This is a genomic window from Listeria floridensis FSL S10-1187 (assembly GCF_000525875.1).
In the GTDB taxonomy this organism is placed as follows: Bacteria; Bacillota; Bacilli; order Lactobacillales; family Listeriaceae; genus Listeria; species Listeria floridensis.
Window position 1 is genome coordinate 23362 of sequence record NZ_AODF01000014.1, and the last position, 19029, is coordinate 42390.

The following is a 19029-nucleotide window of genomic DNA, read 5'->3' on the forward strand; positions in this document are numbered from 1 at the left end:
TAGGGTTTAAAGTCCGTATAATAGAGAAGGAAATTGAAAAAGGGGTTGAAAACATGTTCTTTGCTTACGCAGCAATGTTTTTTTTTAGTGATTTTTTTTAGGGCTTTATATTTGGGATAAGCGAAGGATTAGTAATGGGGTATTCCTGACAATTGGACTGTTCTTTGCCATTTTATTTATTCTATACTGGGCGTTTGCAGCGACAAGTACAAGCAGATCAGATCTCATGCATGTGCTGGTTGCTGGGATTTTGATTTTACTTGTATTGCTAATTCCATTCTTTTTCTTTGGTCTGATTATCGGCTTGATTATGAATGGGCGAACGATGATAAAAAAGGAAGGAAGAAGAATTGCTAATCTTCTTCCGATGTTTGCAGGGCTTGGTTTTTTACTGTTATTCATCGCCGGAATCGCGCAAGGTTTGACCATTAACAGTCCGTTGTTATGGGTTGTGTACTTCTTTATTTTAACGGTCATTGCTTATTTTACGTTTTTCTTTATAACTTTCCTTGTTTCAACATTTATTTATCAGTATAATTTTCCGCGCTTCAATCAGGATTTTATCATCGTACTCGGCAGCGGTTTGATTGGGGAGCGTGTACCGCCGCTTCTTGCAAGTAGATTAGATAAGGCGACTTCTTTTTTTTGGCAGCAAGCAGATAAAAAAGGAAAACATGCTACGATTATTGTTTCGGGCGGGCAAGGAGCTGACGAGTTGACTTCGGAAGCAAATGCGATGCGAAAGTATTTGATTGAAAAAGGTATTCCTGAAAACTATATTATTATGGAGGATCAGTCGGTTAATACACTTCAAAATATGCAGTTTTCTAAGGCGAAAATGGATGCTATTATGGAGCGGTATAACAGTATTTTTACGACAAATAATTTTCATTTGTTTCGAGCTAGTTTATATGCGCGTAAGGCTGGGCTAAAAAGCCAGGGGATAGGTTCGAAAACAGCATTTTATTATATGCCAAGTGCTTTATTCCGTGAATTTATTGCCATTGTGATGATGCACAAAAAGGTGCATTTGATTATCATTGGATTTTTTATTTTTTTATCTTTGCAGTTTTGGCATTTTCATTATTCTTATAGAGGGGGAAATAAAAAATGAAAAAAATTGGTTTTGTAGGAACTGGAGTAATGGGATCAAGCATGGTTCGAAATTTGATGGAGTCTGGCTTTGATTTGCATGTGTATTCGCGGACGAAGAAAAAAGCGGATAAGCTGGTTCATGCTGGAGCGGTGTGGCATGATAATCCGGCTGAACTTGCAGGGCATGTTGATGTTTTGATCACAATGGTCGGTTATCCGACGGATGTTGAGGAACTCTACTTATCAGAAGGTGGCTTTCTTGAAACCATGCAGCCGGGTGCGATTGCGATTGATATGACAACATCTTCGCCGGAACTTGCAAAAGAGATTTATCAGGACGGGAAAGCGGCGGGGATTGATGTCCTTGATGCCCCTGTTTCCGGCGGAGATATCGGCGCTAAAAACGGAACACTTTCGATCATGGTTGGTGGAGAAGTTGAGGTGTTTGAAAAAGCTAAGCCAATTTTTGAAATTTTAGGGGGAAATATTGTGCGGCAAGGGCCGGCTGGTTCGGGTCAGCATACGAAGATGGTCAATCAGATTGCTATAGCATCTAATATGATCGGTGTGACAGAAGCGATCGTCTATGCCGAGCAAGCTGGACTTGATCCTGAACTTGTTCTAGCGTCCATTGCTTCTGGGGCTGCGGGAAGCTGGTCGCTGTCAAATTTGATTCCTCGTGTTTTAAAGGATGACTTTGCACCAGGGTTTTTCATCAAACATTTTATTAAAGACATGCGGATCGCGCTTGATGAGGCCAATAAAATGAAACTAGAGCTGCCGGGGCTCGAACTTGCTGAAAAAATGTATCAAACTTTGGCTGAGAATGGACTTAGCGAGGCTGGTACTCAAGCTTTGATAAAGTATTATCGTTAAGATAAAAACCTCTCTTTTCTAACGAAAGAGAGGTTTTTGTTAATATTATTAAGTTTTGTATTCTTTGTGTGATTTTGTTTTATTTCTGGTGATAAAGGGAAAGAGACTAGAGAAATCATAGAAGGAAGGTTTTAGCATGGAACAACAAGAACGAGTACAAATTTTAAAGGACATTATTAACATCGACTCGACTAATGGGAATGAAGAAGCGGTAGCGAGTTATCTTTCTGATCTGTTTGCAAGACACGGAATTGATTCAAAGAAAGTGCAGTTTGCTGAAAAGCGGGCCAACTTAGTAAGTGAAATTGGTGAATCTGGAAAACGAGTGTTAGGATTTTCGGGGCATATGGATGTTGTAGATGCCGGTGATCTATCGAAATGGAGTTTTCCACCGTTTGAAGCTACTGAAAAAGATGGAAAGCTTTACGGCAGAGGTTCAACAGATATGAAATCCGGTCTTGCGGCAATGGTTATTGCGATGATTGAATTAAAAGACGAGAAAAAAGCGTTACCAGGCAAAGTGAAATTGCTTGCAACGGTAGGGGAAGAAGTTGGAGAGTTGGGTGCTGAGCAGTTGACTTCAAATGGTTATGCAGATGACCTTGATGCGCTTGTCATTGGTGAGCCGAGCGGTCCGCAAATTTGCTTTGCGCACAAAGGCTCGATGAATTATACAGTTACTTCAATTGGTAAAAATGCACATAGCTCGATGCCTCAACTAGGAGTTAATGCGATTGACAATTTGATGCTGTTTTACAATGAAGTGGAGAAATTTGTAGCGTCTGTCAATGAAACTAGCAAATTGCTTGGCGACTTTACGCATAATGCGACAGTTGTAACTGGAGGGAATCAAGTCAATAGCATTCCTGAATTTGCGAAATTACAAGGAAATATTCGAACGATTCCTGAAGTGGATAATGCTGAAATTCAAAGTGTCTTTAAGAAGATTGTTGATCGGCTGAATGAACAAGCAGATGTCAAACTAAATCTAGTTTGGGATTATAATAAGCTTCCGGTTTTCAGCGATAAAGATTCTAGCATTGCGAAACTGGCTCAACAAGGTTATAAAAATAAAATGGGTGAATCTATTCCGTTAGTGGCTTCTCCTGGTACAACGGATGCAGCAGAATTTATTAAAGCGAAAAAAGAGTTTCCGGTAATTATTTTTGGTCCGGGAAATGCCCAATTGGCGCACCAAGTAGACGAGTGTGTTGACGTGAAAAACTACTTGGATATGATTGATATTTATAAAGAAATGGTTATCAATTATTTTAATCAGTAAATAAAAAATCGATTCAAGCCACGGCTTGAATCGTTTTTTTTACGCTTTCATGAATGCTTTCATACGCTCCATCGCTTCGACAAGGATATCAAATGATGCTGCGTAGGATAATCGAAAATAACGATCTCCTTTTTCTGAAAAGGCTTCTCCAGGAACCACCGCGACTCGAGCTTGTTCGGCAAGGCGGACAGCCCAATCGAAGGCCGTTTCTGTGATGGAATCCGGCAGTTTGACAAAGAAATAAAATGCGCCATCCGGTGGAATAATCTCAAACCCCATTTTTTGAAGGCGCTGCTGAACAAAGCCGGCACGGGTCTTGTATTCTGTACGCATCGGCAAACAGTCGTCTTTTCCATTCGTAACAGCTTCAAGCGCAGCCTTCTGACTGATTGAACTAGCACACGTTACGCTGTACTGGTGGACTTTGAGCATTTCGCGAATCAATGGTTTTTCAGCCATCAAAAAACCAATGCGCCAGCCGATCATGGCATGAGACTTTGATAGACCATTAATGACAATGGTTTGCTCCGGCAAGAAACGTCGCATCGAACAGTGGAGCGCTTCATAATTTAATTCGCTATATATCTCATCTGCTATAACATAAATGCCTGTATCTTTTAAAACATCGGCTAAACCACTCAATTCAGCTTCGTTAAGAGTGACACCGGTTGGGTTGGATGGATAAGGCAGGATAACAGCCTTCGTTTTAGGCGATAAGGCGCCTTGAAGTTGTTCAGGGGTAACTTTGAAGTTGCTGTCTGTTGTATCAATTTTAACAGGGATAGCCCCAAGAAGGCGTATTAGCGGCTCGTATCCTGGATATACCGGATCAGGCAAAATAACTTCATCGCCAGCTGAAAGAAGTGTTTCGAGTGCAACAGCGATGGCTTCTGTAGCTCCAACGGTTGTAATGATTTCATCAGCCGTGATATTTAGCTGGTATTTTTGATTGAAATAATCAGAGGCTGCTGTTAGAAGCTCAGGCATTCCTGCATTGTTTGTATAGTTGGTAAAATCATCTTTGATCGCTTGTATAGCTGCTTGTTTGACATGTTCGGGTGTCGGGAAGTCAGGCTCGCCAAGTGTCAATTTGATGATCCCGTCAATTCCGGAAACACGGGTATTAAAGCGGCGGATTCCGCTTACTTGTATGTCACTTAGTTCGGGTCGGATTGGTTTTGGCATCACATTCACCTTTTTCTTTTTGATCTGTGTTTTATCATATCATAAATCAGCGGAAATAGGGACTGGTGCTTTCAAATGGCTTTGGCCGATTTTCTTCTTCAGGCTGTATGCCCGTATAATTTTCGAGGATGGATCTAGCATATTTGAAGTTCATGACAGGTTTTTTAGTCGGAGAAAGTTTTTGTTGTTTGCCTAGATGAGTCAGTTTTTTTTAAATCTTCTCGGTCTGGTGGAAGGTGGAAAAAAAATGATGCACATTCGATCAAGACAAGTGAATGCTGTCGGCAATTTTTAGGGTTATGAGAAAATTGTAACCCAATTTTATTGGCGCGTTTTTCATGAATTAATTTATCGAGTGCAGCACGTTTCAATTGGTATAAGTATTTTGGCCGTGTAGCGGTTTTGCTATGGCGATTGATGATGAAAACTGCTTCTGCTATAGTTTCTGTCGATTGTTTCATCGGGATAGGCTCCTTTTTCATAAAATCTGATTATTAATTATGTATACATTTATTTCTTATTATAACTGATTCCGAATAGAAAACCAGCAATAACCGATCGGTAAGCTTAAATTGTAGATAGGAGAAAGAAGTCTTTATATAATGATGAAAAGAATAAAGGGAGGAATGCTGATGGACTTTGACGTTTTTTTTGAGTATGCTATCGAAACCGGCACGTCGCGCTTTGCTTGCGGAGAAGATTGATTCTTATCAAAAGCTCGCAGCATGTACGGAAGGTGAAATTGCAGCCTTACACGGAATTGGCCCAAAGTCATATCCGGTGATGCGCAAGGCTCTTAAAGAAGCAGGACTCGCTTTCAGGGAGGCGGAAGCAAGAAATGAAAAGAAAATAAATTAGTACAGGAAGAAATCAACAGCAAGAAGTAGCATTTTCTGCTCTAGTAAAATCCCCTTTTCCCTGTCCTATAGCAGTAAAGGTCTTGTGAAAAGCTGTTTTTCAAGTTTTTTTTGCCTGTCAAGTTAGGTTTTTTTTATAGTATGATAGGTAAGATGAGGAATTCGAAGGAAAATGGAGGAAATGAAAGACATGAGCGATTTATTCAGTTCGATTAAACAGCAAATTACAGGGAAAAACGTTAAAATTGTTTTACCAGAAGGAAGCGACGAGCGGATTGTCGGTGCAGCGGCAAAATTAAAAGCAGAAGGAATCGTTGAACCGATTTTGCTAGGCACAAAAGAAGAGACAGAAGCAGCTGCAAAAAAAGCCGGAGTTTCACTTGAAGGCATTGAAGTCAAAAATCCGGAAGGTGATGCTGATTTTGCCGAACTCGTAGCGGCTTTTGTTGAACGAAGAAAAGGAAAAGCGACGCAAGCAGATGCAGAAAAAATGTTACTTGATCCAAATTATTTTGGAACAATGCTCGTTTTCACAGGAAAAGCAGATGGCCTTGTAAGTGGGGCAATCCATTCAACAGGAGACACTGTTCGTCCCGCACTGCAAATCATTAAAACGAAACCAGGAATTTCTAAAGTAGCAGGTGCAATGATCATGGTACGCGATACGGAACGTTATCTTTTCAGTGATGTTGCAATTAATATCGCACCGACTGCAGCTGATTTAGCTGAAAATGCAGTTGTAAGTGCTGAAACAGCAACAATCTTTGATATTGAGCCCCGTGTTGCAATGCTAAGTTTCTCGACAAAAGGTTCTGCAAAATCGGAAGAAACCGAGAAAGTAGCTGAGGCTACGAAACTGGCGAAGGAAAAGGCACCTGAGCTTACACTGGATGGCGAGTTTCAGTTTGATGCCGCTTTTGTCCCAAGTGTTGCTGCACAAAAAGCTCCTGATTCGGTCTTAAAAGGTGATGCGAATGTCTTTATTTTCCCAAGTCTTGAAGCGGGTAATATTGGCTATAAAATTGCGCAACGGTTAGGGAATTTTGAAGCAGTGGGACCGATTTTACAGGGTTTAAATGCACCAGTCAATGATTTGTCGCGTGGATGTAATACCCAAGATGTCTATAATTTATCATTGATTACGGCTGCTCAAGCAGTGAGTAAATAAAATAAGAAGAACCTGCAATTGTTAATGTTGCCCCGGTTAATGTCTAGTTTGCCGGAAGGAAACATCTTTAAGATTTGCGGGTTCTTTTTTATGTCTAAAACTCTGTTTCAGCGGGTAGAGATAGAAATAAGGAAGGTGAAACCAATGAAACGATATTTATTCCCTATTTTAGCATTTATTCCAGCTCCGTTTCTTTATTTTTACTTAGAATATGCCTTTGCCACTTCTGCTACATACCCGTGGTTTCTGGTGCCGCTTTCGGTGCTGTATTTTGCACTAACAGGGTATTTTAGCAAAGAATATCGTGTGACGAGTCTTCTGCTTTGGAATCTTGGAAGTTTAGGCTTATCTTTTTTATTCGCTCACTTTTTCCTCGTAAATGATTCAGAATATTATCAGCCGTTTGGCGAACATTTCATGATTGTTTATACATGGCTACTGATGATTGTTGCTGAGCTTTTTGTGCGCCACGTTGTTAAATATTATAATGAAAATGTTCGAGTGAAAAAATAAGCCGCCCTTTAAAGGACGGCTTATTTTTCTGCTAAATATTGAATGTTTTCAGGCAGAGATTGAATTTTTTTGTAGGTAGATACTAAATGATTGGTGCTGACTACAATTTTAAAATGATTATTGCGTGCTAACTTTTTATCTGAGTAAAAGGAGAGCCTTTTTGCTTTTCCTTTTGTATCATAGACAGTTTCCGTATATTTATATCCTTTAAACTGATTTTTAGTGACAGGTTTACCATCAGATTTCATTTTTACGAAATAAGGGCTTGCTGTCTGATCGTCTGGAATGACATATTCGAAAATTAATACAGTCGATAAAAGCAAAGTTGCGACAATTCCGAGTAATGCGGTTTTTTTCTTCATGATACTCTCCCCATATCTACGAGTTTGATTTGTTACATTTAGTTTACAACAATTGAAGAATAGATTCCCTTTCGTAAACTAACAAAACAGAAAGCAAAGCTTACAATTTTGTCATATTAAAAGCAAAAAAAGCTTGCCTTTTCTGGGAAAAGTATGGTTAAATAGAGAAGCTAATAACCGTTAGGTAAATGAGGAGATGTGTAACAATGAAAAATTTCGATCAAACATTAGAACAAGGTTCTGTCGGAAAAGTATTTGTGAAGTACCTTATTCCATCGCTGGTTGGCATGCTCCTCATGTCTGTTAATATTGTCATTGACGGTATTTTTGTAGGGCATCGACTTGGAGGAGTAGCACTTGCTGGAATCAACATTGCCGTTCCTGTATTCTCCATTTTCACAGCAATTTCGCTTTGGATTGGCATCGGCGGAGCTTCGCAATACTCATTTGCACTTGGTGAGAAAGATATTAAAAAGGCGCAGGTGATTTTTACCCGTTCCATTATTATGGTGCTTTTGATTACGATTTTACTTGCGATTCTTGCTTTTATTTTTAGAATTCCACTTGCTTACTTGCTTGGTGCAAACGATGAAACGATTAGTTACGTAATGGAATATATGAATGTTTTGCTACTGTTTGGTTTTGTATTAACACTTGAAAATATTTTGAGTATTTTTGTTCGTAACGACGGAGATCCGAATTTGGCTATGGTTGCTTTGATTGTGACAGCGGTTGTCAATGTTATTTTGAACTACAGCTTTTTGTTCATTTTTAACCTAGGCGTGCGCGGATCGGCTCTTGCAACAGTATCAGCAATGGCAGTCGGTGTAATTATTTTAAGTACTCACTTTTTCAAAAAAAACAGCCGATTGAAGTTGACCGGATTTAGTTTAACCTTTGACTCAATTAAAAAGACTTTTTCGATTGGACTCCCGAGCTTCTTATCTGAACTGGGAATGTCAGTTTTTACGATGGGCTACAACATCGCGATTGCAGCTGTTGCAGGAACAGCTGGTGTTGCTGCTTTTTCCGTACTCAATTACTCGCACAGTGTGATCTTGATGATGTTTCTTGGTATGGGTTCGGCCATACAACCGCTTATCAGTTACTATCGCGGTGCAAAACTTGTAAAGCGTGAAAAACAAACGGTTCGACTTGCGGCTTTTGTAGCAGTTGGAACGGGCGTGTTATTTTTTATCATCGGCTTGTTGTTTGCGGATCAAATTGTGCGGATGTTCGGCAATTTTGATACAGATATTCATGACCTTGCAGTACTCGGTGTACGAATCTTTTTCTCAGCTTATTTGTTCATGGGATTCAATTTTGTGATGATGACTTATTTTCAAACTACCAATCGGATTGGAATGGCTACGTGGATTACAGTGGCGAGAGAGATGATCTTCATGGTCATTTTCTTACTAATTCTACCGCCGTTTTTCGGAGCATCGGGCGTATTCAGCGCTATCCCAATTTCAGAATTAATCGTCGCAACAAGTATCATGCTTTATGCACATCGTAAACACATTTTTAAACTTCCTGCTTAAGTGAAAGCAGGAAGTTAATGTAATAAAATACACAATCTATGAATGATGGGTTTTCGCTTGAAAAATCTATTGTTTTATGTATATAAGAAATGAGATTGTGAAAATTAAAGTTTGAAATCGTTTGACAATTTTAGTAAGATCAAGCAGTTCATTTTGAAAACCTTGCGGCAGCAAGACTTGAATCAAATATGGTCAGATGTTGTTAGCAGAATCACAAAAAGTGGTTCTGCTTTTTTTTTATGACTGTTTTTCCTTGATAATACTAGAATGTATTCGCTTTCAAAATGAACAGTCGAGTACTATATCTTGAATTCACAATTAAAAAGTTATACTATATATAGTGTTAACACCAAATATTGCATCGCTATTATTTAACTTTTTTACAGAAGATTTTTTCTACTAAAAAAGTTAATTTTTATGAACAAACATAAAAGAGGGATATGCGATCGAGCTGGTTGAAACTAGTTGCAGAATTATTGAGAAATGGGGAGTGCAAATGACGACTTATATTGTAAAAGACGGCGGAAATCGAAAATTGCCTTTCGATCCAGAACGTTTAAATCGTTACCTAGATAAAATTCATGAGGAATTTCCGAAACTAGATGTTGAAGATTATAAACGGAAAATTTTTCAGTTCGTTGAGAAAAAAGAAGAATATGCAGCGGATGATCTTGTCGATTATTTAATTCGCGAGGCAGAAGCGAGAACGGACATTCATCTGCCTGAATGGGAACACTTCGCAGCACGACTCTATTTAAATAAATTATATAAAAAAGCTAGTAAAAACCGTTTCTATAATGATGATGATAAATATGGTTCTTATATTGGACTTCAAGAAAGTTTGGGAGAACGCGGGATTTATTCCGGCAACATCTTGAAAAACTATTCAAAAGAAGACTTGATCGAAGCAGGAAAATTGATTGATCCGGAAAGAGACAAGCTGTTTACATACAATGGTCTTTACTTGCTTGCAACACGTTATTTAGCAACGGATCAAGCGCGTAATGTCTATGAGCTTCCCCAAGAACGCTGGTTGACAATCGCTCTATACTTGATGCAGGAAGAACCAAAACAAAAACGAATGGAACTTGTTAAAGAAGCTTACTGGGCACTTAGCAATCTTTATATGACCGTTGCAACTCCAACTCTTGCTAATGCTGGAAAAGTTGGCGGACAGCTTTCAAGTTGCTTTATTGATACGATTGATGACAGCTTGCAAGGGATTTACGACAGCAATACAGACGTGGCGCGTGTATCAAAACATGGCGGCGGTGTAGGTGCTTATATGGGCTATGTTCGTTCAACCGGAGCACCAATTCGCGGTGTCAAGGGCGCAAGCGGCGGTGTCATTCCTTGGATCAAACAACTGAATAATACGGCAGTCAGCGTGGATCAGCTAGGTCAACGGAAAGGAGCTATCTCCGTTTATCTAGACGTTTTCCATAAAGATATTGAAATGTTCCTTGATCTTCGCTTAAATAACGGAGATCAGCGTTTACGTGCACATGATATATTTACAGCAGTTTGTATTCCAGACTTATTCATGGAAGCTGTTGAACGCCGCGGAGACTGGTATTTATTTGATCCACATGAAGTGAAAAATAAAAAAAGGCTGGTACTTGCAAGACTTTTATGACGAAGAAAAAGGCGAAGGGTCTTTCCGTGAAAAATATGAAGAGCTTGTAGCAGATGAAACAATCAGCAAAAAAAATTGTGAAAGCAATCGACATTATGAAACGCATAATGGTCAGCCAACTTGAAACAGGTAATCCATTCATGTTCTATCGTGATGAAGTCAATCGGATGAATCCAAACAGACATGAAGGAATGATTTATTCAAGTAACCTATGCACGGAAATCATGCAAAATATGAGTCCAACTCGTGTGATTCAAGAAATCATTTCAGGCGATCAAATTGTTATTACGAAACAAGCTGGAGATTTTGTGGTTTGTAATCTGTCTTCAATTAACTTGGGTCGTGCTGTGCTGGCAGAAGAAGGCACGCTTGAGCGCTTAATCGATGTGGAAGTACGGATGCTTGATAACGTAATTGACTTGAATGAGCTTCCAGTTCCGCAAGCCACCATTACGAACAAAAAATATCGTTCTATCGGTCTCGGTACATTTGGATGGCACCATTTGCTTGCGATTAAAAATATCGCATGGGACTCAGCTGAAGCAGAGGAATTTGCGGATGAGCTTTATGAAAAGATTAACTTCTTAACCATCCAAGCAAGTGCTAAGCTTGCTAAAGAAAAAGGTGCATATAAAATCTTTAAAGGCAGTGACTGGAATACAGGCGAATACTTCTCGCGCCGCAACTATACGAGCGATAAATGGCAAGAGCTTGCTTCAGATGTAGCAGAAAACGGCATTCGCAATGCGTATCTTGTAGCGGTAGCACCGAACATGAGTACAGCTCAAATTGCCGGTTCAACTGCGTCAATTGATCCGATATATAGTGCATTCTATTATGAAGAGAAGAAAGATTACAGACGTCCAGTGATCGCTCCAGATTTAAGCTTATCGACCTATCCGTACTATGAAAAAGGTGCTTATAAACTAGATCAGTTTGCAAGTGTCAGACAGAACGGACGTCGTCAGCGCCATGTTGACCAATCGCTAAGTTTTAACTTCTATGTTCCAAGCGGTATTAAAGCAAGTAAATTACTTGAACTTCATCTTACAGCTTGGCGGGAAGGTCTAAAAACGACTTACTATGTGCGGTCAAATGATATCGACGTAGAAGAGTGCGAATGGTGCTCAAGTTGATTTAGATTGTTTAGAAGTCGGGGTAGCAAGACGAATTGTTCGGCTCCGGCTTTTACATAAAACGGAAATCTTTAAAGGAGGTCACTTGACCGATGGGAGAAAATAGCAAGGAATTAACGCGCATTAAAATTTTGGAACCGCTGAATCCCAATCATTCGACGGCAATTATTAACGGAAAAACAAGCGGAATCTTGAACTGGAATGACATTCCTTATCCGTCGTTTTACCGTGCTTATAAAGAACTTTCAACAAACTACTGGATTCCAGATGAAGTAGATATGAAAGGCGATGCTAAGCAGTATCCGCAACTTTCAGAAGAAGAACGCTATGCTTTTGATGCGATTATTGGTTTGCTTGCAACGCTTGATTCACCGCAAACCCGTTTTATTTACAATATTGCTGAATATGTGACAGATCCCGCTGTGCATGCGAATGCAGCCATTATTGGACAGCAAGAAGTGATTCATAATGAAAGTTATTCTTATGTACTGGCTTCCATTACAGACCTTAAAAATCAAAATCGGATTTTCGATTTTGCACGTACGCACGAAACGATTATCAAACGAAATGAACCGATTATGGACGCATACAATGATTTTATGGAACATAAGTCGGGTGAAACGCTTGTAAAAGCTTTAATCCAATCGTCTATTCTCGAAGGTATTAATTTCTATAGCGGCTTTGCTTATTTTTATAATCTAGTCCGTCAAAATAAAATGACAGGAACAGGCAAAATTATCAGCTTTATTAATCGCGATGAGCTTGCACACTCGAAGTTCATTTCTGAAGTGATTCGTGCGATTTTAGGCGAGAATCCAGAGCTTTTAACAGACGAACTGATTGAATATACACATGAAGCCTTTAAGCATGCTGTAGAGCTTGAAACAGAATGGTCAAGTGAAGTACTTCAAAAAATTGAAGGTATCGACGTTGATGAAATGGTTGACTATGTCAAATACCGTGCAAACAAAATGCTTGGTATGCTAGGTATGGATGAGCTTTATCCAGGGTACAGTGACAACACAATGACATGGATTAAAGCATATGCGGACAACTTCACAGAAACGAAAACTGACTTCTTTGAAATGCGCAACTCAAGCTATAAGAAGACGAACATTGATAACGGATTTGATGATCTATGAGAATCCTGCTCGCATATGATTCATTAAGCGGCAATACGAAAATGGTGGCAGATATGATTATGCAAGAACTCGAGCAGCTTGGTCATGATGTGACAGCTTTTCGTGTGACACCGGATGCGGATTACCCACTTGATGAAACATACGACCTGTACATGTTGGGGGCATGGACGGTCGACTTCGGCAGAACACCACCAGATATGAAAGACTTTATTGCCGAACTTGCAGAAAAACCCGAACACATCGCTTTGTTTGGGACTGGGGAAACACAGTGGGGTGTCGAAAACTTTTGCGGAGCTGTTGACCGGATGCAGAAGTTTTTTGGAACAGAATACCCGACACTTAAAATTGAACAAATGCCACATACCGAAAACGATGCGACTGCAATTAAACAATTTGTCCAGCAGGTTCTGGAGAAGAGGAGTGAAGCGAAATGACAAGTATTGAAATTAAATCGCTCGAAGATTTTAAAAAACATATGACAAGTAACGAACTCATTTATGTGGATTTTTGGAAGGATAATTGTCCGAACTGCAAGATGCTTGATTTATCGTTTCAAGAGTTCAATAACTCAGATCAAGCAGATAAGGTGAAAGTTTTAAAGGTAAAATTGGAAGAGATGGGCGAAAACTTCTTTTTTGATCAAGATATTCGTCAAACACCAACCCTTGTTCTTTATAAATCTGGTCAAGAAGTAACACGTTTAAACGGATTTATTCCACCTAACAAAATTGAAGAAGCCTTGGCAGAAAATGCGTAAGGTTTTACTTAAAAAGCCCTCGAACGAGGCTTTTTTGCTAGAAGGAGGAACTTTTGCATGAAAGAATTACAAAATGAAATTGCAGATTTTCTAAAGTCGCGCAACTGGCAAGATCAGTACCAATTAAAAAAAGATTTAGCGTTATCAATTTCGATTGAAGCCGCGGAACTTCTAGAGTGCTTCCAGTGGAAAGATTCTGCTGAAGCTGTCGCAACCAAGCAGGACGAGATTTTAGATGAACTTGGCGATGTGCTCATCTATTCACTTCAGCTTGCGGACAGCCTTGGCCTTGACGGGGCAGATATCGTGCGGCGGAAAATGGAAAAAAACAAACGTCGAAGTTGGGAATAACCACATAAAAAAGGAGGCATTTTGCCTCCTTTTTCGATTATCTGAATGAATAAGAGGTGTTGCGGCGGTTTTTCGCTTTCACGAGGAAAATGATACTCAAAACGATCATAATGAGCGAAATGAGGAAAACAGCAAAACCGACTAATCCAGGAATACTGAACGAAACAGCCGCACCGATAATTCCGAGAATAAGCAAAATCAGACCTGTTATTTTCATTTGAACGCTCCTTTCTGTTTGTTAATTTTATTATACGCAATTTTTGAGGAAAAGGGGGGAAATATTTTATTTTTTCTCCGTATAACAGCTTGAAAATTTATTTCCTTTTATATTTACAGGTGACAAGACAATTAAAGCTAGCTTTTTTACAGGAAAGGACGTACAATAGTAAAGAATTGAATTTGAAAAGGGGAAACGTTGAAGATGAAAGAGTATTTTATTGACCGTTCTTACAAAGCCTCAATGGGTATCGCAAATGCGGTACTCGTCACACTTGGAATGGGGCTTTTGCTACAAACCATCGGTGATTTAGCTGGACTAGAATTTCTCATGAAAATCGGAGCAATTGGAAAAAACATGTTGATACCAGGAATTGGAATCGGCATCGCGATTTGTTTGAAAGCAAACACTTTAGTTGTCATTAGCGCCGGGGCAGCGGCAATTATCGGCGGAGGGGGTATCGTAGAACTTGCTAACGGCGGCTATGCAATAGCCGGCGGTGAACCCGTAGGCGCCATCCTAGCAGTGATTGTAGCGGTTTGGACCGGAAAGCGCGTGACCGGAACAAGATTTGATATGATTTTGATCCCAGCCGTTTCACTTCTTTCCGGAGGACTATCCGGACTGCTGTTTTCAAAAATAATGACACCGACGCTTGTGGCTATCAGTCAGTTCATCACAATACTTGTATCTGGATCACCGCTTATTTCTTCGATGGTCATAGCCTTGATCTTCGGATTATTGATCTTAAGTCCAGCTTCATCTGCAGCGCTAGCGATCGCACTCCAGCTTGATCCGACTGCAAGCGCGGCCGCATTAATTGGATGTACCGTTCAATTTGCCACTTTTGCGATCTTAAGTTTTCGGGATAATAATTGGGGAGCCTTCTTTGCCCAACTTATTATTACGCCGAAACTCCAAACAGCCAACATTATTAGAAAACCAAGCTTGATGATTATCCCGCTACTTATAACACTTGTTGCAGGTCCGCTCGGGGTTCTCGTTTTACATCTAGAAGCAACCGCTGAAATTGCAGGGATGGGTCTCTGTGCATTTGTAGCACCGCTTTATATGATTGCCCATTACGGTATCGGAACTTTTCTTTCATTTGCAGCGGTAGCGATTATTTTACCGGCTGCTGTAGCATTCATTGTTCGTCCAATTTTACTTAAAAGAGAAAAACTTAAAGAAGGCGACTTGCGTATTGAATTAGAATAAAACAACCCCCTCGCATCGTTCATGCGAGGGGGTTGTTTCGATGAGTTGTCTTGCCACTCATCTGATGGCCGGTTTGCCTGATGTTTCTGAAATAAACATAACACTTTTTGAGAGAAGCAACGGTTAGGCTTGTTGTTCACTTAAAGTGAAAACCAGTCTTAACTGATTCATCAAACGAAAATCTATCGAATCAGCAGGAACCCATTCTTCTTTCCCTGACTATTTCAACCGCTATAACCTTGTGACACTTACTTCTTACTCGGTCGAATCACTTGAGAGTGAAGTCTTGCCATAAATAAATACGATACTAGGTTCGTCGGCTTCCGCGTTAAGAAAGCTTCTGACGTAACGAAAAATCCGTTTCTCAAAACTTGGATTTCAAATCAAACACTCATGAAGCGGCTAATATCAGCGCCTTCCTCCTGCAAGCTTGAAATCCATTAAACCATTCATCAGACGTTACCGGCATATGACAAAGCTGAAAATTCAGCTTGTACACACACGACTTAGAAACTGGAAGCGATGTTAAACATTGTGTGCGCAATGAATAATTATATCTTTCATTCGCATCGCCTCTCCTTCGTTTTGTTACTATACTATAACCGTTTTCACCAGTTTCAAACTCTTTTTTTAAAAATGAGACGAAAGTCTTTTTCTATTAAATAAAAGTCGGAACTTTCACTTCTTTCGTCCTAATTTTCTTTGGTAAATCAATTGACAGTTCAGCTAGGAACGTATATGATATTCATTGAGAATGATTATCAGTGAAAAGAGGTTAAGCAATGAAAAAGGGTCTTATTTTTATAGTATTTTGTATGGTATTAGTTTTAGCAGCGTGCGGAACTGATTCGAATAAAACAGCTGGCAAAAAGTCAGAAACGATTACATATAAATCTGAAGCTGGAGACATTAAAGTTCCGGCAAATCCAAAGCGAGTAGTTGTCCTTTCAACCTATGCAGGTGATGTATTAAATCTTGGCGTTAAAGTTGTTGGGGCAGATAGTTGGAGCATGAATAATGAAAATTTTGCTAAAGGACTAAAAGGAGCGAAGCAAGTTTCGGATGAGAACATTGAAGAGATTATTGCTTTAAAACCGGATTTAATCCTTGGCTTAAATACAATCAAAAATCAAGATAAATTAAAGAAAATTGCGCCGCTTGTTACCTTCACTTATGGCAAGAATAACTATCTTGATCAGCACGTCGAAATAGGGAAAGTCTTGAACAAGGAAAAAGAAGCGAAAGCTTGGGTAAAGGACTTTAAACAACGTGCTGAAAAAATAGGTGCGAAAATTAAAGCGAAAATCGGGAAAGATAAGACGATTTCAGTGGCTGAAAATTTTGATAAGCAAATTTATGTATTTGGTGATAATTGGGGACGTGGAACGGAAATTTTGTACCAAACAATGGGGCTGAAAATGCCTGAAACTGTGAAAAAAGCTTCGGCTAAATCAGGCTATTACGCGGTTTCTGTGGAGCAACTAGGCAATTATACAGGAGATTACATGGTGCTTAGCAAATATGAAGATTCGGATACTTCTTTCATGAAAACAAGCGCTTATACGAATATTCCGGCTGTGAAAAACAATCATGTGCTTGAAGTAGATGCCAATAAATTTTACTTTAATGACGCGCTTACGCTCGATTATCAACTTAAAACTTTTGAAGATTATTTTTTAGGAAACTAAAGATTGGTGTTAAACAATGACATTTAAAATTTCTATGCCGCTTCGATTTGTACTGGGTTTTCTTGTGCTTGGCCTTTCCTGCTACGCTGCACTTGCTTGTGGCGCTGTCAATTATTCATTTTCGTTTCTTTGGGAAGGCTTCACGAAAGGCTTGCATCAAACTGAAATGGCATCACTCTATGAACTTAGAATACCTCGCATTTTTGCCGCAGCGATTATCGGTGCGGCTCTAGGTGTATCTGGAACGATTATGCAAGCAGTCACGAGAAATCCACTTGCAGATCCAGGGCTTTTGGGCGTCTCGGCAGGAGCGAAACTAATGCTTTCGATAATTATCGCATTTTTGCCGGGGCTTGCTTTTCCATTCAAGATGGGAGCTGCTTTTATCGGAGCTGCACTTGGAACAATGCTCGTTCTTTTTATCAGCAGGTCGAGCAGCATTTATAAAATTGTACTAGCTGGGGCTGCAATTTCGGCCTTTCTTTTAGCGCTGTCGAACGCGATTAGTTTGCTCTCGAAGACGTCAAAAGAACTAACGATGTGGACGTCTGGCGGTTTAGCCGGTGTAACCGGCTACGAGGTTAAACTGCTTGTGCCAGTTTTAGTAGCGGGGCTTGTCATCAGTTTCTTCTTCGCCAAACAAATTGGCATTCTCACAATGAGCGATGATGTGGCAACTGGGCTCGGGGTTTCCACCCAAAAGGTTCGGTTTTTGCTTTTTATTTTAGTAGCAGTTTTGACGGGTGCTTCGGTTTCTGTGATCGGAGAAATTGCGTTTGTTGGTTTGATCGTACCACATTTCGCGCGTTTTGTTTCCGGTTCGAGCTATCGCGTGCTACTTCCAATGTCGGCACTTGTTGGAGCGATTTTTCTGATCATTTCAGATATGCTCAGCCGTGTGCTTGCTGCGCCGTTTGAGATTCCTGTAATCGCGATTCTTTCGGTTGTCGGTCTGCCATTCTTCATTTTTATCGTAAGAAGGGGGCTAAAAGCATGAAAAGATTAGCTTTTAAATGGATTTTTGGCGCGGGGCTTATTCTTTTGATGGGCTTAATTCTAGTTAATCTAACCCTTGGAACGGATGCTCTTTCTTTTTCACGTGTCTTTGCTGTTTTTTTCGGAAATGGGGAAGTACTTGAGAACTTCATTTTATTTGAACTTCGGTTACCACGGCTTTTGATTGTCTTACTTGCTGGAGTCAGCCTCGTATTGTCTGGCAGCTTGTTGCAAACTGTACTAAAAAATGACTTGGCAGACCCGGGAATTATTGGAATCAACTCTGGTGCCGGAGTAGGTATCGCACTATTCTTTTTATTTGTTCCTTTTCAAGTGGAAAGTTTTGGCGCGCTTCTTCCTCTTGCAGGTGGGATTGGCGCACTGATTACGGCGGCTTTCATTTTGCTTTTTTCAAGACGAAGTCCAGGAAGTCTGATACTGAATGGAATTGGCTTCGCCTTTGCAATGAGCGGGTTGATGGTTCTTTTAATGTCATCAGCAAATCGCGAGAAAGTTGATTTTCTTGCTAAATGGCTGTCAGGATCGATTTGGGGAATGGACTGGCTGTTCGTTTGGATTTTCATCGGCCTGCTTGTTCTTATTACGCCAATACTGTTCATTTTTAACCGGACGCTTGATTTGCTGACACTTAATGAAAATACGGCATTAAATCTTGGGGTAAGGGTAGGAATGTGGCGAGTGTTTTTCCTTGTTTTTGCGGTTCTTTTGGCTGCAGTTCCTGTGTCAATCACAGGAAGTATCACATTTCTCGGCTTAATTGGTCCGCATATTGCGAAAGCGCTTGTTGGACCACGGCATAAGCTGTTCTTGCCTGTTGCCATGATTATCGGAGCTTTTCTATTTTTGCTTGCGGATACCATCGCGATGCGGCTTAATTTGCCAGCGGGCATTTTACTTTCGCTAATTGGTAGTCCTTATTTTATTTACTTGTTGTTTAAAAAAATAAAAAACCCATGAATTAGGTTTTTAATTCTGCCTAATTCAT

General features: G+C 40.0%; 19 protein-coding genes and 1 pseudogene. 16 read left to right on the forward strand and 4 right to left on the reverse strand.

The window, feature by feature from the left end:
* Positions 1 to 109 precede the first annotated feature (109 nt).
* The 3 genes from MFLO_RS06515 to MFLO_RS06525 all read left to right on the forward strand — a co-directional run bounded on the left by MFLO_RS06515 (position 110) and on the right by MFLO_RS06525 (position 3253).
* Entirely contained in the window at positions 110 to 1114 is a 1005-nt protein-coding gene (locus MFLO_RS06515) for an ElyC/SanA/YdcF family protein (RefSeq protein ID WP_051993539.1), read from the forward strand.
* Positions 1111 to 1971: an NAD(P)-dependent oxidoreductase gene (locus MFLO_RS06520; protein ID WP_036097171.1), complete on the forward strand. Its 861-nt coding sequence runs from the start codon at positions 1111 to 1113 to the stop codon at positions 1969 to 1971. Before MFLO_RS06515 ends, MFLO_RS06520 begins: the two co-directional genes overlap by 4 nt.
* Before the next feature lie 136 nt (positions 1972 to 2107).
* On the forward strand, positions 2108 to 3253 hold the full coding sequence (locus MFLO_RS06525; protein WP_036097173.1) for an ArgE/DapE family deacylase: 1146 nt from the start codon (positions 2108 to 2110) through the stop codon (positions 3251 to 3253).
* Positions 3254 to 3292: 39 nt separating this feature from the next.
* On the opposite strand, the gene MFLO_RS06530 is transcribed toward MFLO_RS06525, so the two are convergent.
* Together MFLO_RS06530 and MFLO_RS06535 are read right to left on the reverse strand one after the other, a co-directional pair.
* A complete protein-coding gene (locus MFLO_RS06530) occupies positions 3293 to 4438 on the reverse strand; it encodes an aminotransferase class I/II-fold pyridoxal phosphate-dependent enzyme (protein WP_036097174.1) in 1146 nt (381 codons plus the stop codon).
* Positions 4439 to 4602: 164 nt separating this feature from the next.
* Positions 4603 to 4899 carry a YkyB family protein gene (locus MFLO_RS06535; RefSeq protein ID WP_241433566.1) on the reverse strand — a complete coding sequence of 99 codons (297 nt, stop codon included), beginning with the start codon at positions 4897 to 4899 and terminating at the stop codon, positions 4603 to 4605.
* A 178-nt stretch (positions 4900 to 5077) separates the two neighbouring features.
* On the opposite strand from MFLO_RS06535, the gene MFLO_RS06540 reads away from it, so the two are divergent.
* The 3 genes from MFLO_RS06540 (at position 5078) to MFLO_RS06550 (ending at position 6976) form a co-directional block, all read left to right on the forward strand.
* A complete protein-coding gene (locus MFLO_RS06540) occupies positions 5078 to 5296 on the forward strand; it encodes a helix-hairpin-helix domain-containing protein (RefSeq protein WP_241433567.1) in 219 nt (72 codons plus the stop codon).
* 189 nt (positions 5297 to 5485) lie between these two features.
* Entirely contained in the window at positions 5486 to 6463 is a 978-nt protein-coding gene (pta, locus tag MFLO_RS06545; RefSeq protein ID WP_036097256.1) for a phosphate acetyltransferase, read from the forward strand.
* A 144-nt stretch (positions 6464 to 6607) separates the two neighbouring features.
* Positions 6608 to 6976, forward strand: coding sequence for a hypothetical protein (locus MFLO_RS06550; RefSeq protein WP_036097179.1), 369 nt, complete (start codon positions 6608 to 6610; stop codon positions 6974 to 6976).
* Positions 6977 to 6996: 20 nt separating this feature from the next.
* On the opposite strand, the gene MFLO_RS06555 is transcribed toward MFLO_RS06550, so the two are convergent.
* Positions 6997 to 7338: a YxeA family protein gene (locus MFLO_RS06555; protein ID WP_036097181.1), complete on the reverse strand. Its 342-nt coding sequence runs from the start codon at positions 7336 to 7338 to the stop codon at positions 6997 to 6999.
* A gap of 206 nt (positions 7339 to 7544) precedes the next feature.
* On the opposite strand from MFLO_RS06555, the gene MFLO_RS06560 reads away from it, so the two are divergent.
* The 6 genes and pseudogenes from MFLO_RS06560 (at position 7545) to MFLO_RS06585 (ending at position 13904) form a co-directional block, all read left to right on the forward strand.
* Positions 7545 to 8882: an MATE family efflux transporter gene (locus tag MFLO_RS06560; protein WP_036097183.1), complete on the forward strand. Its 1338-nt coding sequence runs from the start codon at positions 7545 to 7547 to the stop codon at positions 8880 to 8882.
* Positions 8883 to 9378: 496 nt separating this feature from the next.
* Positions 9379 to 11654 (forward strand): annotated as a pseudogene (locus MFLO_RS06565) (ribonucleoside-diphosphate reductase subunit alpha).
* Positions 11655 to 11746: 92 nt separating this feature from the next.
* Positions 11747 to 12796 (forward strand): ribonucleotide-diphosphate reductase subunit beta, encoded by a 1050-nt coding sequence (locus tag MFLO_RS06570; RefSeq protein WP_036097184.1) that lies wholly within the window; start codon positions 11747 to 11749, stop codon positions 12794 to 12796.
* Positions 12793 to 13230: a flavodoxin gene (locus tag MFLO_RS06575; protein WP_036097185.1), complete on the forward strand. Its 438-nt coding sequence runs from the start codon at positions 12793 to 12795 to the stop codon at positions 13228 to 13230. Before MFLO_RS06570 ends, MFLO_RS06575 begins: the two co-directional genes overlap by 4 nt.
* A complete protein-coding gene (locus tag MFLO_RS06580) occupies positions 13227 to 13553 on the forward strand; it encodes a thioredoxin family protein (protein ID WP_036097186.1) in 327 nt (108 codons plus the stop codon). The genes MFLO_RS06575 and MFLO_RS06580 overlap by 4 nt, the downstream gene beginning before the upstream one ends.
* Before the next feature lie 57 nt (positions 13554 to 13610).
* Entirely contained in the window at positions 13611 to 13904 is a 294-nt protein-coding gene (locus MFLO_RS06585; protein WP_036097187.1) for a nucleotide pyrophosphohydrolase, read from the forward strand.
* A gap of 37 nt (positions 13905 to 13941) precedes the next feature.
* Here the strand turns inward: MFLO_RS06585 and MFLO_RS06590 are convergent, their stop codons facing one another.
* On the reverse strand, positions 13942 to 14121 hold the full coding sequence (locus tag MFLO_RS06590) for a hypothetical protein (RefSeq protein WP_036097189.1): 180 nt from the start codon (positions 14119 to 14121) through the stop codon (positions 13942 to 13944).
* 204 nt (positions 14122 to 14325) lie between these two features.
* Between MFLO_RS06590 and MFLO_RS06595 the strand changes: the two genes are divergently transcribed.
* The 4 genes from MFLO_RS06595 (at position 14326) to MFLO_RS06610 (ending at position 19001) form a co-directional block, all read left to right on the forward strand.
* Positions 14326 to 15339 (forward strand): PTS sugar transporter subunit IIC, encoded by a 1014-nt coding sequence (locus tag MFLO_RS06595; protein WP_036097191.1) that lies wholly within the window; start codon positions 14326 to 14328, stop codon positions 15337 to 15339.
* A gap of 782 nt (positions 15340 to 16121) precedes the next feature.
* On the forward strand, positions 16122 to 17027 hold the full coding sequence (locus tag MFLO_RS06600; protein ID WP_036097192.1) for an iron-hydroxamate ABC transporter substrate-binding protein: 906 nt from the start codon (positions 16122 to 16124) through the stop codon (positions 17025 to 17027).
* A gap of 16 nt (positions 17028 to 17043) precedes the next feature.
* Entirely contained in the window at positions 17044 to 18024 is a 981-nt protein-coding gene (locus MFLO_RS06605; RefSeq protein WP_036097194.1) for a FecCD family ABC transporter permease, read from the forward strand.
* A complete protein-coding gene (locus tag MFLO_RS06610; RefSeq protein ID WP_036097196.1) occupies positions 18021 to 19001 on the forward strand; it encodes a FecCD family ABC transporter permease in 981 nt (326 codons plus the stop codon). The genes MFLO_RS06605 and MFLO_RS06610 overlap by 4 nt, the downstream gene beginning before the upstream one ends.
* Positions 19002 to 19029: the final 28 nt, after the last annotated feature.

Coding starts and splice junctions, on each gene's coding strand:
- MFLO_RS06530 (WP_036097174.1), bottom strand. CDS start 4,438: ATGCCAAAACCAATCCGACCCGAACTAAGTGACATACAAGTAAGCGGA.
- MFLO_RS06520 (WP_036097171.1), top strand. CDS start 1,111: ATGAAAAAAATTGGTTTTGTAGGAACTGGAGTAATGGGATCAAGCATG.
- MFLO_RS06525 (WP_036097173.1), top strand. CDS start 2,108: ATGGAACAACAAGAACGAGTACAAATTTTAAAGGACATTATTAACATC.
- MFLO_RS06570 (WP_036097184.1), top strand. CDS start 11,747: ATGGGAGAAAATAGCAAGGAATTAACGCGCATTAAAATTTTGGAACCG.
- MFLO_RS06560 (WP_036097183.1), top strand. CDS start 7,545: ATGAAAAATTTCGATCAAACATTAGAACAAGGTTCTGTCGGAAAAGTA.
- MFLO_RS06590 (WP_036097189.1), bottom strand. CDS start 14,121: ATGAAAATAACAGGTCTGATTTTGCTTATTCTCGGAATTATCGGTGCG.
- MFLO_RS06610 (WP_036097196.1), top strand. CDS start 18,021: ATGAAAAGATTAGCTTTTAAATGGATTTTTGGCGCGGGGCTTATTCTT.
- MFLO_RS06600 (WP_036097192.1), top strand. CDS start 16,122: ATGAAAAAGGGTCTTATTTTTATAGTATTTTGTATGGTATTAGTTTTA.
- MFLO_RS06580 (WP_036097186.1), top strand. CDS start 13,227: ATGACAAGTATTGAAATTAAATCGCTCGAAGATTTTAAAAAACATATG.
- MFLO_RS06605 (WP_036097194.1), top strand. CDS start 17,044: ATGACATTTAAAATTTCTATGCCGCTTCGATTTGTACTGGGTTTTCTT.
- MFLO_RS06575 (WP_036097185.1), top strand. CDS start 12,793: ATGAGAATCCTGCTCGCATATGATTCATTAAGCGGCAATACGAAAATG.
- MFLO_RS06595 (WP_036097191.1), top strand. CDS start 14,326: ATGAAAGAGTATTTTATTGACCGTTCTTACAAAGCCTCAATGGGTATC.
- MFLO_RS06550 (WP_036097179.1), top strand. CDS start 6,608: ATGAAACGATATTTATTCCCTATTTTAGCATTTATTCCAGCTCCGTTT.
- MFLO_RS06555 (WP_036097181.1), bottom strand. CDS start 7,338: ATGAAGAAAAAAACCGCATTACTCGGAATTGTCGCAACTTTGCTTTTA.
- pta (WP_036097256.1), top strand. CDS start 5,486: ATGAGCGATTTATTCAGTTCGATTAAACAGCAAATTACAGGGAAAAAC.
- MFLO_RS06535 (WP_241433566.1), bottom strand. CDS start 4,899: ATGAAACAATCGACAGAAACTATAGCAGAAGCAGTTTTCATCATCAAT.
- MFLO_RS06585 (WP_036097187.1), top strand. CDS start 13,611: ATGAAAGAATTACAAAATGAAATTGCAGATTTTCTAAAGTCGCGCAAC.